This window comes from Rhizobium sp. TRM96647, from assembly GCF_025780115.1.
Taxonomy (GTDB): domain Bacteria; phylum Pseudomonadota; class Alphaproteobacteria; order Rhizobiales; family Rhizobiaceae; genus Mycoplana.
Map to the genome: position 1 here is coordinate 194,178 of NZ_JAOXHF010000012.1, position 14,541 is coordinate 208,718.

8 protein-coding genes are annotated in these 14,541 nt (G+C 67.2%); 3 read left to right on the forward strand and 5 right to left on the reverse strand.

Annotation, left to right across the window (positions count from 1 at the left end; translation table 11 throughout):
• The first annotated feature begins 235 nt into the window (after window positions 1-235).
• The 3 genes from OCK02_RS20450 (at window position 236) to OCK02_RS20460 (ending at window position 6,793) form a co-directional block, all read left to right on the forward strand.
• On the forward strand, window positions 236-1,348 hold the full coding sequence (locus OCK02_RS20450; protein WP_263814616.1) for a methyl-accepting chemotaxis protein: 1,113 nt from the start codon (window positions 236-238) through the stop codon (window positions 1,346-1,348).
• A gap of 269 nt (window positions 1,349-1,617) precedes the next feature.
• Window positions 1,618-4,266 (forward strand): aminopeptidase N, encoded by a 2,649-nt coding sequence (gene pepN / locus OCK02_RS20455; RefSeq protein ID WP_263814617.1) that lies wholly within the window; start codon window positions 1,618-1,620, stop codon window positions 4,264-4,266.
• 178 nt (window positions 4,267-4,444) lie between these two features.
• Entirely contained in the window at window positions 4,445-6,793 is a 2,349-nt protein-coding gene (locus tag OCK02_RS20460; RefSeq protein WP_412178869.1) for a PAS domain-containing sensor histidine kinase, read from the forward strand.
• Window positions 6,794-6,839: 46 nt separating this feature from the next.
• Here OCK02_RS20460 and OCK02_RS20465 read toward each other — a convergent pair whose 3' ends face one another.
• The 5 genes from OCK02_RS20465 to OCK02_RS20485 form a co-directional block, all read right to left on the reverse strand.
• Window positions 6,840-9,791 carry a bifunctional [glutamine synthetase] adenylyltransferase/[glutamine synthetase]-adenylyl-L-tyrosine phosphorylase gene (locus OCK02_RS20465; protein WP_263814618.1) on the reverse strand — a complete coding sequence of 984 codons (2,952 nt, stop codon included), beginning with the start codon at window positions 9,789-9,791 and terminating at the stop codon, window positions 6,840-6,842.
• 133 nt (window positions 9,792-9,924) lie between these two features.
• On the reverse strand, window positions 9,925-11,370 hold the full coding sequence (locus OCK02_RS20470) for a sensor histidine kinase (protein ID WP_263814619.1): 1,446 nt from the start codon (window positions 11,368-11,370) through the stop codon (window positions 9,925-9,927).
• 1 nt (window position 11,371) lies between these two features.
• Window positions 11,372-12,055: a response regulator transcription factor gene (locus OCK02_RS20475; RefSeq protein ID WP_263814620.1), complete on the reverse strand. Its 684-nt coding sequence runs from the start codon at window positions 12,053-12,055 to the stop codon at window positions 11,372-11,374.
• Between the two features lie 119 nt (window positions 12,056-12,174).
• Window positions 12,175-13,767 (reverse strand): Do family serine endopeptidase, encoded by a 1,593-nt coding sequence (locus OCK02_RS20480; RefSeq protein WP_263814621.1) that lies wholly within the window; start codon window positions 13,765-13,767, stop codon window positions 12,175-12,177.
• A gap of 220 nt (window positions 13,768-13,987) precedes the next feature.
• Window positions 13,988-14,473: a cytochrome c-type biogenesis protein CcmH gene (locus OCK02_RS20485; RefSeq protein ID WP_263814638.1), complete on the reverse strand. Its 486-nt coding sequence runs from the start codon at window positions 14,471-14,473 to the stop codon at window positions 13,988-13,990.
• Window positions 14,474-14,541: the final 68 nt, after the last annotated feature.

A 14,541-nucleotide genomic window follows, 5' to 3' on the forward strand; every position in this document is an offset into this window, starting at 1 on the left:
ATAGGCGGGGGAAAGGATTTCGCCGATCCTATACGACAGCGCGGGGATTGGGGATCAAATTTAGTGATGTGCCCGAAAAGGTATTGATGGGCGAGCGAATATTTGCACGCAATGGTTTTATCATACGATTTATAAACCCTTTCTCAAATATTGAGCATTAATCATAATCGAGAAATATTTGATCGATTTCACCGCACCGGCACCCCTGCGCCGCCGGCCACTTCACGAGATTGTCATGTCCGCCAGACCCGCGACTGCACAGGTACAATCACAGCTTTCAGCCACGCCCCGGACGATGCGCGCCATCGCGGAGGGAATCGGCACCGAACTCGAGCATTTCAGCGAGGAGAACAGCTCGATCGCCCGCCAGATCAAGATGCTGGCGATCAACGCCAGCATCGAGGCGGCGCGCGCCGGCGATGCCGGAAAGGGATTTGCCGTCGTCGCCTCGGAGGTCCAGCGGCTGGCCGACATCTCCAGCACGATCGCCCACCAGTTCGAGCGCAACGTGCTCGGCCGCATCGCGCTTGGCCGCTCGGTCTCGGAATCGCTCGTCGACCAGATGGAGGGCGTCCGGCTCGTCGACCTGGCGCAGACGCTGGTGCAGCTGATCGTGCGCAACCTGTTCGAGCGCACGGCGGACGTGCGCTGGTGGGCCACCGATCCCGCCCTGTGGCAGGCCCTGCAGGCGCCCGGGCGCAGCGCCTTCGACGCCGCGGCCGCCCGCCTGGCGGTGATCGCCAAATACTATACCGTCTACCTCGACCTCGTGATGACCGACGCCGAGGGGCGCGTGGTGGCGTCGGCCAATCCCGCCTATGCCAGTTCCGTGCGGGGCATGAACCTTGCCGACAAGGACTGGTTCCGAGCGGCTGCGGCAACGGCGAGCGGCGACGACTACGCGGTCGAGCGGGTCCAGCCCAGCAACCTGCACAACGGGCGGCATGCGATCGTCTACGCCACGGGCATCCGCGAGGGCGGCCTTCCGGACGGCCGGCTGCTCGGCACGCTCGGCGTCTACTTCGACTGGCAGCAGCAGGGCCAGTCGATCGTCGAGAAGGAGGCCAGCCTGCCGCCGCACGTGGCCGAACGGACCCATGTGATGCTGCTCGACGGCGACAACCGCGTCATCGCCTCGAACCGCCCCGCGATGGTCTTCACCAGCTTCGGCCTCAGCAACCCGAACGGCGCCATGCGCGGCAGCTACTATGCCCCCGACGGCACCATCGTCGCCTTCGCAAGGACGATCGGCTACGAGGACTATGACGGGCTCGGCTGGACCGGCGTGGTCGTCCAGCAGACCGAGAACGACGCCGAGATCCGCGCGATGCTCGCAGCGCAGAAGTAGGCCCGCCGCCGCCGCGCGCCACCGGGCCGATCGATCCGGCCCGCGCACCCGCCGCCGCGCTCGCCGCTTGCCAGCGGCGGCAACCTTCGGCACACTCCCTTCATCGATGACAGCCGTCAATTGCATAAAGGCATGCGGGCGGGGCATCCGGCAATGAGATGTTAAGCCCGGACGCATATGAAGGGACCAGCCGAAGACCAATCGTCCTTTCCCCCCTTGGCTGGTTCCTCTAGAACGACACGAGGCGAAGGACACGAGCAGGACCGAACATGCGCACTGAGAACGGCCGGATCATCCATCTGGCAGACTACCGCCCGACCGATTTCGTTCTCGAACGCGTCGACCTGACCTTCGAACTCGACCCGACCAACACCAAGGTCGACGCCCGCCTGATCTTCCACCGCCGGGAGGGCGCCGACCCGGCCGCCCCGCTCGTGCTCGACGGCGACGAGCTTTCGCTGTCCGGCCTGCTGTTCGACCAGAACGAAGTCCCCGCCAGCCAGTACGACGCCACCCCCGAGAGCCTGACGATCCGCGACCTGCCCGCGGAGACGCCGTTCGAGATCACGATCACCACATTCATCAACCCGGAGGCCAACACCCAGCTGATGGGCCTCTACCGCACCAACGGCGTCTACTGCACCCAGTGCGAGGCGGAAGGCTTCCGCCGCATCACCTATTTCCCCGACCGCCCGGACGTGCTGGCGCCCTATACAATCACCATCATCGCCGACAAGGCCACAAACCCGGTCCTGCTGTCGAACGGCAACTTCCTCGGCGGCGGCGGCTATGACGAAGGCCGCGCCTTCGCCGCCTGGTTTGATCCGCATCCGAAGCCCAGCTATCTCTTTGCGCTCGTCGCCGGCGACCTCGGCGTCGTCGAGGACACGTTCATCACCCTGTCCGGCCGCGAGGTGGCGCTGAAGATCTATGTCGAGCACGGCAAGGAGGCGCGCGTCGCCTACGCCATGGATGCGCTCAAGCGCTCGATGAAGTGGGACGAGGAGGTCTTCGGCCGCGAATACGACCTCGACATCTTCATGATCGTCGCCGTCTCCGACTTCAACATGGGCGCGATGGAGAACAAGGGGCTGAACGTCTTCAACGACAAGTACGTGCTGGCCGACCCGGAGACTGCGACCGACGCCGACTACGCCAATATCGAGGCGATCATCGCCCACGAGTATTTCCATAACTGGACGGGCAATCGCATCACCTGCCGCGACTGGTTCCAGCTGTGCCTGAAGGAAGGCCTGACCGTCTATCGCGACCACGAATTCTCCGCCGACCAGCGCTCGCGCGCGGTCAAGCGCATCGCCGAGGTGCGCCACCTGAAATCGGAGCAGTTCCCGGAGGATGCGGGCCCCCTCGCCCATCCGGTGCGCCCGACCAAGTACCGCGAGATCAACAACTTCTACACCACGACCGTCTACGAGAAGGGCTCCGAGGTGACGCGGATGATCGCGACCATCCTCGGGCCGCAGCTCTTCAAGGCCGGCATGGACCTCTATTTCGAACGCCACGACGGCGACGCGGCGACGATCGAGGATTTCGTCAAGTGCTTCGAGGATGCGAGCGGGCGCGACCTGACGCAGTTCTCGCTCTGGTACCACCAGGCCGGCACGCCGCTCGTCTCCGTCTCCAGCACCTTCGATCAGGCCAAGGGCGCGTTCACCCTCTCCTTCGAGCAACTGGTGCCGCCGACGCCGGGACAATCCACCAAGGAGCCGATGCACGTTCCGCTGCGCTTCGGCCTGCTTCTTCCCGACGGAACCGAGGCGAAGCCGACGGCGATCGAGGGCGCCGAGGTCACCGGCGACGTGCTGCACCTCACCCAGCGCAACCAGTCCGTCACGTTCTCTGGCATCACCGGCCGTCCTGTCGTCACGCTCAACCGCGGCTTCTCCGCGCCGGTCAACGTGCATTTCGAGCAGGCGCCGGCCGATCTCGCCCACATCGCCCGCCACGACGCCGACCTGTTCGCCCGCTGGCAGGCGTTCGGCGACATCGCGCTGCCGAACCTCGTCGAGGCCGCGCGCAAGGCCCGCGAGGGCGGCGAGATCACTGTCGATCCGCTGCTGGCCGAGACGCTGATCGCGGTTGCCGGCGACGAGACGCTGGAGCCGGCCTTCCGTGCCCAGATCCTGGCGCTGCCGAGCGAGGCGGACGTCGCCCGCGAGCATGGCAGCGACAACGATCCGGACGCGATCCGCGCCGGCCGCGAGGCCGTGCTTTCGGTCGTCGCCCACAAGGGTGCGGCGCTGTTTGCAGCGCTGTTCGACCGCAACCGCACCGAGGGCAGCTTCACCCCCGACGCCGCCAGCGCCGGCAAGCGGACGCTGCGCAATGCCGCGCTCGGCTACCTCGCCCTCGCCGAGGGCACACCGGATCGCGCCGCAAAGGCCTTCGCCGCCGCCGACAACATGACCGACCTGAGTGCCGCTCTGACCGTGCTCGCCCACCGCTTCCCCGAGGCGCAGGAGACCGAGGCGGCCCTCGAGCGCTTCCGCGCCCGCTTTGCCGAAAACCCGCTGGTGATCGACAAGTGGTTCGCGGTCCAGGCGACGATTCCGGGCCGCGGCGCGCTTGCCCGCGTCGAGCGCCTGATGGAGAGCCCGCTCTACAACGGCAACAACCCGAACCGGGTGCGTGCGCTGGTCGGCACCTTCGCCTTCTCCAACCCCACCGGGTTCAACCGCCCCGACGGCGAGGGCTATCGCTTCCTCGCCTCGCGGATCCTCGAGATCGATCCGAAGAACCCGCAGCTCGCGGCGCGCATCCTCACCTCGATGCGCTCCTGGCGCGCGCTCGAGGAGGTTCGCGCCGAGCATGCGCTCAACGCATTGCGGCGCATCGCTGCGGCGGACAAACTCTCGGCCGACGTCTCCGACATCGTCGAGCGGATGCTGAACGGCTGAGAACGCAGCCTTTTCCCCCTCCGGCGGCGGCGCGTCGCCGGACTACAACTTCCCACCGATGAGAACTGGTTAAGAAGTCGTTACCTTTTCCTCTGGACAAGGCGAATCGCGAATGATTCATTAGCTTAGATTCGGACGGCGGCGTTTTCGAATCACCAGAAGAAACAGGATATTGAATATGGCGGACGCGCAGCGGGGACGCGCAGCCGAGGGGCGGATTCGTCTCAAATTTCCGGGTGTGGCACCCTGGAACCAGGACCTGGCAGGGCATGCCAGGATCTTTGCCGGGCCGGCCTCGTTCCGCTCGTCGCGCGCAGAGCCCGTCCTGAAGCGTTCGATCCCGATCCTGATCATCGCCTTCCTCCTCGTCGTCGGCATCTCGCGCCTGACCGGGCTTATGCTCGAGCACCAGCGCATGGATACGGGCATGCGCGACGGCACCACGCTGATGGCGGCGGCCATATCCATGCTCGTCGCCGCCGACGACGGCCGCCTGATGGCCGAGGGCCAGCGCGCCGGGATGGAGCGGGCGCTGTCGGAATTCCTGCCGCAGGACCGGCTTCCCGAAGGCGCGCTCGTGCTGTTCGTGCAGAAGGGCGGCCGGGTGTTCGCCGCATCGCTCTCCGGGGCGTCCTTCGTCGGCATGTCGGTGGCGCGGATCGCGCCGGACGTGGCCGCGTCGCACTATTTCGGCGATCCCGCCGGCATCATCCGCGCCCGGATCGGCGACCTCGAGCACTACGTCTCGATCGTCAGCGGGCCTGCGGACGGCGCCTATGCGCTGGTGGCGAGCCCGATCGGCGCGGTCGACGACATGTGGCGCAGCGAACTGTCGCTGAACGTCACGCTGTTTGCCGGCATTTCCGCCATCCTCGGCATCATCCTCTACGCCTATTTCCTGCAGGCGAAGCGATCGCGCGACGCCGATGCGATCTTCGCCGAATCCAACCTGCGGGTGGAGACTGCGCTGGCGCGCGGGCGCTGCGGCTTGTGGGATTTCGACCTTTCCGGCCGGCGCCTGTTCTGGTCGCGCTCGATGTATGAGATGCTCGGCATGACCCCGCGCGAGGACTATCTCTCCTTCGGCGATGCCGCCCGGCTGATGCATCCCGACGACGACGGCATCTACCAGGTCGCCCGCGCCATCGCCAAGGGCGAGGCCCGCCAGGTCGACCAGGTGTTCCGCATGCGCCATGCCGAGGGCCACTATGTCTGGCTGCGCGCCCGCGCCCAGCTGATCCGCATGGGCTCCGGCCGCACGCACATGATCGGCATCGCCATGGACGTGACCGAGCAGCACAGACTGGCGCAGCGCTACCACGAGGCCGACCAGAGGCTGGCGGTCGCGATCGAATGCACCTCGGAGATCTTCGTCCTCTGGGACAAGGACGATCGCCTCGTCATGTGCAACGCCCACTACCAGCAGGCCTACGGGCTGCCGGACGAAGTGCTCGTGCCGGGCACCGAGCGGCTGGTGGTGCTGGCCGCGGCCGCCCGGCCGGTGATCGCCCGGCGCATCGCCGACAGCGGCGGCAACACCGGATCGCAGACGACGGAAGTGCAGCTCGCCGACGAGCGCTGGCTGCAGGTCAACGAGCGGCGCACGCGCGACGGCGGCCTCGTCTCGGTCGGCACGGACATCACGATGATCAAGCGCCACCAGGCCCGCCTGCGCGACTCCGAACGCCGGCTCGTGGCGACGATCGGCGACCTGTCGGCCTCGCGCGCGACGCTGGAGAAGCAGAAGGCCGAGCTTTCCATCGCCAATGCCAACTACCAGGCGGAGAAGGAGCGCGCCGAGGCCGCCAACCGCGCCAAGTCGGAATTCCTCGCCAACATGTCGCACGAGCTGCGCACGCCGCTGAACGCCATCCTCGGCTTCTCGGAGATCCTGCAGAACCAGATGTTCGGCCCGCTCGGCTCGGACAAGTACGACGAATACGCCCGCGACATCCACGAGAGCGGCCAGCACCTCCTGAACGTCATCACCGACATCCTCGACATGTCCAAGATCGAGGCCGGGCACATGCGCATCAGCTGCGACGCGATCGATCTCGCGCCGCTGATCGAGGAGACATTGCGGCTGACGGCGATCTCGGCGAAGCAGAAGGACATCCGCGTCGACCAGCAGGTGTCGTCGGGACTGTCGCTGATCGCCGACCGCCGCGCGATGAAGCAAATCCTGCTGAACCTGCTGTCGAACGCCATGAAGTTCACCAACAGCGGTGGCCAGGTGCACGTGCGGGCGAAGAAGCGGGGCGGCGCGGTGACGCTGACGATCGCCGACAGCGGCATCGGCATCCCCAGGGCGGCGCTAGCCAAGATCGGCCAGCCGTTCGAGCAGGTGCAGAGCCAGTATGCCAAGAGCAAGGGCGGCTCGGGCCTCGGCCTTGCCATCTCCCGCTCCCTGACCCGGCTGCACGGCGGCAGCATGCGGATCTGCTCCCAGGAGGGCAAGGGCACCGTCATCTCCGTCCGCATCCCGGCCGCCGACGACGTCGTGCTCCCCTGCCGCCAGGCGGGCTGAGGCGCGGGAGAGCGATCAGACCGCCGGCGCCTTGCCGTCTCGAGGATCAGTTCGCGACGATGGCCTGAAAGATGCGCCGCACGGCCTTGGAAAGCCGGCGCAGTTCCGCCTCCAGCGTCTTCAAATCCGGGCAGTCGCCCGCCCGGCAGACAAGGTCGACCAGTCCTGCCGGCGCCTCCTTCGGGTCGAACGGCCCGTCGATGCACAGCCGCACGATCTGGGAGATCTCGGAATAGACCCGCAGCGCCTGCTGGACCGTGTCGAGGTCGTTCTCGTCCATCTGCCCGCGTGCGACGACCGAAAGCGCTTCGGCGGTCGGCAGCGCCTGCTCCGGCAATGCCACGCCCCGCGCCGGCGCCACCAGCGCCAGGAACTGGGCGATGAACTCGATGTCGATCAGGCCGCCGGGAATGAGCTTCAGGTCCCAGATGTCGCGCGGCGGCTTCTCCTTGTCGATCAGTGCCCGCATCTCCGCGACATCCTTCGCGATCGTGGCGACGTCGCAGCTCCGACCGAGCACGCCGGCGATGGTGGAACGGGTCTCGGCGGCAAGGTTGTCATCGCCGCAGACGACGCGGGCGCGGGTGAGCGCCATGTGCTCCCACGTCCAGGCCTCCTCCTGCTGGTACTTCGCAAACGAGGTGATGCGGGTGGCGACCGGCCCCTTGTTGCCGGAGGGGCGAAGGCGCATGTCGACCTCGTAGAGCACCCCTTCGGCGGTCGGTGCGGACAGCGCCGCGATCAGCCGCTGCGTCATGCGGGCGAAGTAGCGCGTCGCGTCGAGCGGCCGGGGACCGCCCGATTCCACCGAGGGCGCGCCGTCATAGTCGTAGAGCAGGATCAGGTCGACGTCCGAACCGGCCGTCAGCTCGAAGCTGCCGAGCTTGCCCATGCCGAGGACCGCCACGCGCCCGCCCGGAAACGTTCCGTGCGCCGCCTCTATCTCGCGCTTCACCGCGTCGAGCGCCGCCTCGATGATCAGGTCGGCGACATGGGTGAAGGCGCGGGCGGCCTGGGCGCCGCCGATCGCGCCCGTCAGCAGCCGGATGCCGATCAGGAAGCGCTGCTCGGCGGCGATGATGCGCAGCCGGTCCAGCACCTCCTCGTAGTGACGCGCGCCGCCGACGAAGCCCTCGATCCGCTCGGCCAGATAGGCGCGGGTGGGAAGCTCGGCGAGGAGCCGCGGATCGAGCATGCCGTCGAAGACGTGCGGCCGGCCGGCGATGATCTCCGCCAGTCGCGGTGCGGACGACATGATGTTGACGATCAGCGACAGCAGCCGCGGATTGTTGCCGAGCAGCGAGAACAGCTGGATGCCTGCCGGCAGGCCGGAGATGAACTGGTCGAAGCGCAGCAGCGCCTCGTCGGCGCGCTTGCTCTCGCCGAACACCTTCAGCAGTTCCGGCGTCAGTTCCGTCAGCCGCTCGCGCGCCTCCACCGATTGGGTGGCGCGGTAGCGGCCGTAATGCCAGGTGCGGATCGTCTGCGAGATCGTCTCCGGCCGCCGGAAGCCGAGCGTGCGCAGCGTCTCCAGCGTGTCCGGATCGTCGCGCTGGCCGGTGAAGACGAGATTGCCGCCCTCCGTCGAGAGCTTCGCCTCCTGTTCGAACAGCGCGCCGTAGCGCCGCTCCACCGTCTTCAGCACCTCGACCAGTGCTGCGGAAAACCCGGCCGTATCGGCAAAGCCCATCATGAAGGCGATCCGCCTCAGTTCCGGCTCCGTCTCCGGCAAGAGGTGCGTCTGCTCGTCGCGCACCATCTGGATCCGGTGTTCGATGTCGCGCAGGAACCAGTAGGCCTCCGTCAGTTCGTCGCAAGTCGTCTCGTCGATCCAGCCGGCACGGACGAGTTCGTGCAGCATCGGCTCGGTGGCGCGCAGCCGCAAGGCGGGCATCCGGCCGCCGGCGATCAGTTGCTGGGTCTGCACGAAGAACTCGATCTCGCGGATGCCGCCGCGGCCGAGCTTGATGTTGTGCCCCTTCACCGCGATCTCGCCATGCCCCTTGTGCACGTGGATCTGGCGCTTGATCGAATGAATGTCGGCGATCGCCGCATAGTCGAGGTATTTGCGGAAGACGAAGGGGACGAGTTCGCGCAGGAAGCGGTCGCCGGCCGGCACGTCGCCGGCAATCGCCTTGGCCTTGATGAAGGCGGCGCGCTCCCAGTTCTGGCCGCGGCTCTCATAGTAGAGCAGCGCCGAGTCGACGGTGATCGCAAGCGGCGTCGCCCCCGGATCGGGCCTGAGCCGCAGGTCAGTGCGGAAGACGTAGCCGTCGGCGGTCCGCTCCTGCATGATCCGGATCAGCCGGCGCACCAGCCGGGCGAAGGTCTCCGTCGCCTCGCTCCCGTCGAGCGCGATTTCGGCCTGCGGATCGAAGAAGACGACGAGGTCGATGTCGGACGAATAGTTGAGCTCGCCCGCGCCCAGCTTGCCCATGCCGAGCACGATCAGGCCCGAGCCCTCCCCCGGCCGGGCAGCATCCTTGAGGGCCAGCTTGCCGGCCGACTGCCCGGCAAGGAGCAGATGGTCGATCGCCGCCTGGACGGCGGCTTCGGCGAAGTCGCTGAGGAAGGCGGTGGTCCGGCGGCCGTCGATCAGCCTGGCGAGGTCAGCGAGCGCGGTCAGGAATGACAGCTTGCGCTTGGCCTGGCGCAGCCGTGCCATCACCGCCGCCTCGGAGGCGTCCTCGTGGACGGCAGGATCCCAGGCGCGCCGCGCGTCTGCGATGACATAGCGAAGCTGCGGCACGAGCGGCGAGCCGATCGCAGCTGCCAGCAGGTCCGGCGATACGCGCGCGGTGTCGCGAAGATAGGGTGACAGGGACAGGGCGGCTATGACGAAGTCCTTCAGCGCGCCCTCGGTAGCAAGGAGGGTTGCGACGTCCGGCTGCGCGCGGGCGATGTCCTTCAGGTCGGAGAGAACGGACTTCACCTCCGTCTGGCTCAGCGGCCGGATCGGGCAGGCCTCCATCTCGCTCAGTCGCACCGTCTCGCTCATCGTCATCGCCTCCCCGACGCGCATCCGTTCCGACGACAAGCCGTGGTCGATGCCGATCCTGCTCTAGCAGGCCGATCGCGTCTGGAAAACCGATGCCAGTGCAATGCCGGTGCAAAATGCGGTGAGGACCGGTTCAGTGCAGGCTGGTGCTACCGGCCGCGCCCGCGGGAAAGCGCATCGTCGCCGTCAGCCCGTGCTCCATCCCGTTCTCGCCGATGGTGGCGTCGAGCCCGAGCGTGCCGTGATGCACCTCCATCACCGCCTCGACCAGCGACAGGCCAAGACCGGTGCCGGGCTTGCTGCGGCTCTTGTCGAGGCGGACGAAGCGCTTGAGCGCGTCGGCGCGGTGCTCGGCCGGGATGCCGGGCCCGTTGTCGGCCACCGACACCAGTGCCGCCTCGCCCTCCCGCGCAAGCCGCACGACGATGCGCCCCTCGTCCGTCCCTTCCGCATATTTGATCGCATTGTCGAGCAGGTTGCCGAGCGCCTGGCCGATCAGTTCCCGGTTGCCGGTGACCTGCACGCCGGGCGCGATCTCGGCCTTCACCGAAAGCCCGGCATCCTCGGCCGCCGGCTCGTAGAGCTCGACGCAGTCGGCAACGATCTGGGTCAGGTCGACCGGCCCCATCTCGGCGACCGCCGAGCCCGCCTCGACGCGGGAGATCATCAGCAGCGCATTGAAGGTGCGGATCAACTGGTCGCTCTCGGCGATGATCTCCGACAGGGATTCGCGGAATTCCGCCGGTTCGGTCTTGCCGGCAAGGGCTGCTTCCGCCTTGTTGCGCAGCCGGGTCAACGGCGTCTTCAGGTCGTGGGCGATGTTGTCGGAGACCTGGCGCAGGCCCTCGTTGAGCTTTTCGATGCGGCCCAGCATGGCGTTCAGCGATTCCGACAGCCGGTCGAACTCGTCGCCGGAGCCGCCCACCGGCAGGCGTTGCGTCAGGTCGCCGTCCATGATGCGCTGGCTCGCATCCGACATGCGGTCCATGCGGCGCAGGGCGTTACGGCCGATCAGGTACCAGATCGCCAGCGCGCCGATGCCCATGATGCCGAGCGCGACGACCAGCGACTGGCGCACCAGCCCGCGGAAGCTCTCCGGCTCGCCGAGGTCGCGGCCGACGAGGATCTTGAGGCTGTTGGGAAGCAGGAAGACCTCGGCCAGCGCCGCATGGCGCTCCGACTTGCCCTCGTCGCCGTAGCGCTCGTATCGGAACGGCGCCGTGGTCCAGCCCTCCTGGTCGAGCACGCCCGGCTGCAGCGACAGCACGTTGCCGGCCAGGATCTCGCCGGAGGGGCTCGCGATAATGTAGAGATTGGCGCCCGGCTGGCGGGCGCGGCGCTCCAGCGCCCGCAGCAGCCCGTTCATGCCGCCGCGGTCATAGACCTGCTGGATCTCGGTCGCTTCCTGCGCCACCGTCTCGCGGATCTGGTCGCGCAAGAGGCCGAGCGACATCGACGTCACGTAGAAGACGAGAAAGGCGGCGCAGGCGGCGAAGAGGAGCAGGTAGAGCGCCGAGAGCCGGACCGCCGTGGTCCGGAACAGCGCCTTTACCCCCGAGGCCTTCTTGGGCGCGACCATGTCAGGCGGAAACCTCGTCCTTGATCATGTAGCCGGCGCCGCGCACCGTGCGCAGCAGCGGCTGGTCGAAGTCCTTCTCGATCTTGGAGCGCAGCCGCGACACGTGCACGTCGATGACGTTGGTCTGCGGGTCGAAGTGATAGTCCCAGACGTTCTCCAGCAGCATGGTGCGCGTCACCACCTGGCCCGCGTTCTTCATCAGATACTCCAGCAGGCGGAACTCGCGCGGCTGGAGCAGGATCTCCCTGCCGCCACGGCGCACGACATGCGCGAGCCGATCGAGCTCGAGATCGCCGACGCGGTAGGTCATGTCCTGGTCGGGCGAACCCTTGCGGCGGCCGAGCACCTCGACGCGGGCCAGAAGCTCGCTGAAGGCGTAGGGCTTGGGCAGGTAGTCGTCGCCGCCGGCGCGCAGGCCGGTCACGCGGTCGTCGACCTGGCCGAGCGCCGACAGGATCAGGGCGGGCGTGTGGATGCCCCTGGCCCGCAGCTCGGAGATCAGCGAGAGGCCGTCGCGACGCGGCAGCATGCGGTCGACGACAAGCACGTCATAGGCGTTCTCCATCGCCAGAAAGAGGCCGCTGTCGCCGTCGCTGGCATGGTCGGAAACGATGCCGGCCTCGCGGAACGCCTTGGTCAGGTAGGCGGCGGCATCCAGATCGTCTTCTACAATCAGTATCTTCATGGATGAACCTTACACGTGTTGACGCGCCGTTGAACAGATCGCGACGCCAGGCGCCGCGTCAAGACGCAAGCGCCGCGAAACCTTGCGATTCCGCGGCGCACCGGATCGATCTGTGCGGGTCAGCCCTGGTCGATCGGCAGGGCAAGGAAGCGGCTGCCACTGTCGGTATCGACCTGGAACAGCGCCTTGGTGCGGCCGTCCTTGCGGGCCTGGTCGATGACCTTGGTGATGTCGTCAGCCGACTTGACTTCCTTGTTGTTGACCGAGGTGATGCGGTCGCCTTCCTTCAGGCCGCGATCGCTCGCATCCGAGTCCGGATCGACGGCGGCGACGGTGACGCCGGTGCCGTCATCGGACGGGCTGACGGCGATGCCGAGGTCTGCGAGTTCCTCCTCGCTCGACTGCGGCTCGTCCGGCGTTGCCTGGTCCGACGAGGCCGAAGCCTGCTGGTCGGCCTCGAGCTTGGCGATCTCGACCTTGACGGTCTCCGACTTGCCGTTGCGCCACAGCGAGAACTCGGTCTCGGTGCCCGGCGCGATCAGGGCGACGCGCTTTGCGAGGTCGCGCGGATCCTTGATCGGGTCGCCGTCAAGGGCCGTGATCACGTCACCCTTCTTGATGCCGGCCTTCTCGCCCGGGGATCCGGCCTGCGGCTCGACCACCAGCGCACCCTGCGCCTCGGCCAGCCCCAGCGATTCGGCGATGTCCTTGGTCACCGGCTGGATCTGCACGCCGAGCCAGCCGCGCTCGACCTTGCCGTCCTTCATCAGGTCGGCAACGACGTCCTTGGCGACGGAAGCGGGGATCGCGAAGGCGATGCCGACATTGCCGCCGGAGGGCGAGAAGATCGCCGTGTTGATGCCGACGACCTGGCCGTCGAGGTTGAAGGCCGGGCCGCCCGAGTTGCCGCGGTTCACGGCAGCGTCGATCTGCAGGTAGTCGTCATAGGGACCGGAGCCGATGTCGCGACCGCGGGCGGAGATGATGCCGGCGGTCACGGTGCCGCCGAGGCCGAACGGGTTGCCGACAGCGACGACCCAGTCACCGACGCGCACCTTGTTGTCGTCTGCGAAGCTGACATAGGTGAACTTGCGGTTGTCCTTGTTGTCGATCTTCAGGACGGCGAGGTCAGTGCGGCTGTCCTTGCCGACCAGCTTGGCGTCGAGCTCGGTGCCGTCGTTCATGATGACGGTGAAGGCGGCGCCGTCATCGACGACGTGGTTGTTGGTGACGATGTAGCCGTCCTCGGAGATGATGAAGCCGGAGCCCTGCGAGGTCGGGCGCATGTGCCCCCTGCGCTTGCCGTCACGGTCGCGGTCGCCGAAGCGGTGCGGGCCGCGGTCGGCGCGCGGGCCGTCCTGGCCGCCGCCGGGGCCGCCGAATTCACGGAAGAAGCGCTTGAGCGGGTGATCGTCCGGCAGGTCGTCGAAGCCACGGCCGCCGAAGTTGAAGTTGAAGCTGTTGCCGTCACCGTCGTTGGAGACCGGCTTGACGTCGGACTGGACGCGAACGGAGACGACGGCCGGGGAGACCGCGTCGACGACGTCGCCGAAGCTTGCAACCTGCGGCGCGGTGACCTTGACCGGCTCGGCGAAGGACTGCACGACCTGCGCGGGAATGCCGGTCGAAAGCATCAGTGCTGCCAGACCCGCGACGGTAGAAGTCTTCAGAACCGTCTTGAGCGAAGGGCGGAGGGAAATTTGCTTGGACATCGCGGAACCTTTTCTCTTGGGAATCGACTGGAGATCGATGACCAACAGATAGGGCCGTCCACATTACCGCGCACTATCCGCGGCATGAAATTTTGGTAATGTTTGCGCGAGGCGGGCGTTAGAGCGCGTCGGGATTCGTCGAATTCGCTTTGCGCTTCAAGTCCTTGTTTTCTCGCAAGTCGCTGCCACAAGACCGCTGCACGTTCTTGCGCGAGCTGCCTCAGCTTTCCCCGCCCGCACCCTTTGCCTGGCTCCCGGCGACGATCTTCTCCAGCGCCGCCTTTTCCTCCGCCGTCAGCGGCTCGCCGACCGACTTGCCGGCGCGCCGGCGCACGAACAGCGTCATCGCGGCCGCTCCGCCGAGGAAAAGCACGATCGGCGCGCCCCAGAGCAGCAGCGTCTCGCCCCGCAGCCGCGGCTTCAGCAGCACGAACTCGCCGTAGCGCGAGACGACGTAGTCGATCACCGCCTCGTCGCTGTCGCCGCCGACGATGCGCTCGCGCACGAGCACGCGCAGGTCGCGGGCCAGTTCCGCGTTGGAATCGTCGATCGACTGGTTCTGGCAGACCATGCAGCGCAACTGCGCCGAAAGCGCCCGCGCGCGGGCCTCCAGCGCCGGGTCGGCTAGCACCTCGTCCGGATTGACGGCGAAGGCCGGCAGCGGCGAAAGAAGCAGGAAGAGGGTCAATGCCAGCCTGGCGAATATGCCACGACGCCCCTCATCCGCCTGCCGGCACCTTCTCCCCGCAAGCGGGGAGAAGGACGATCGCGTCG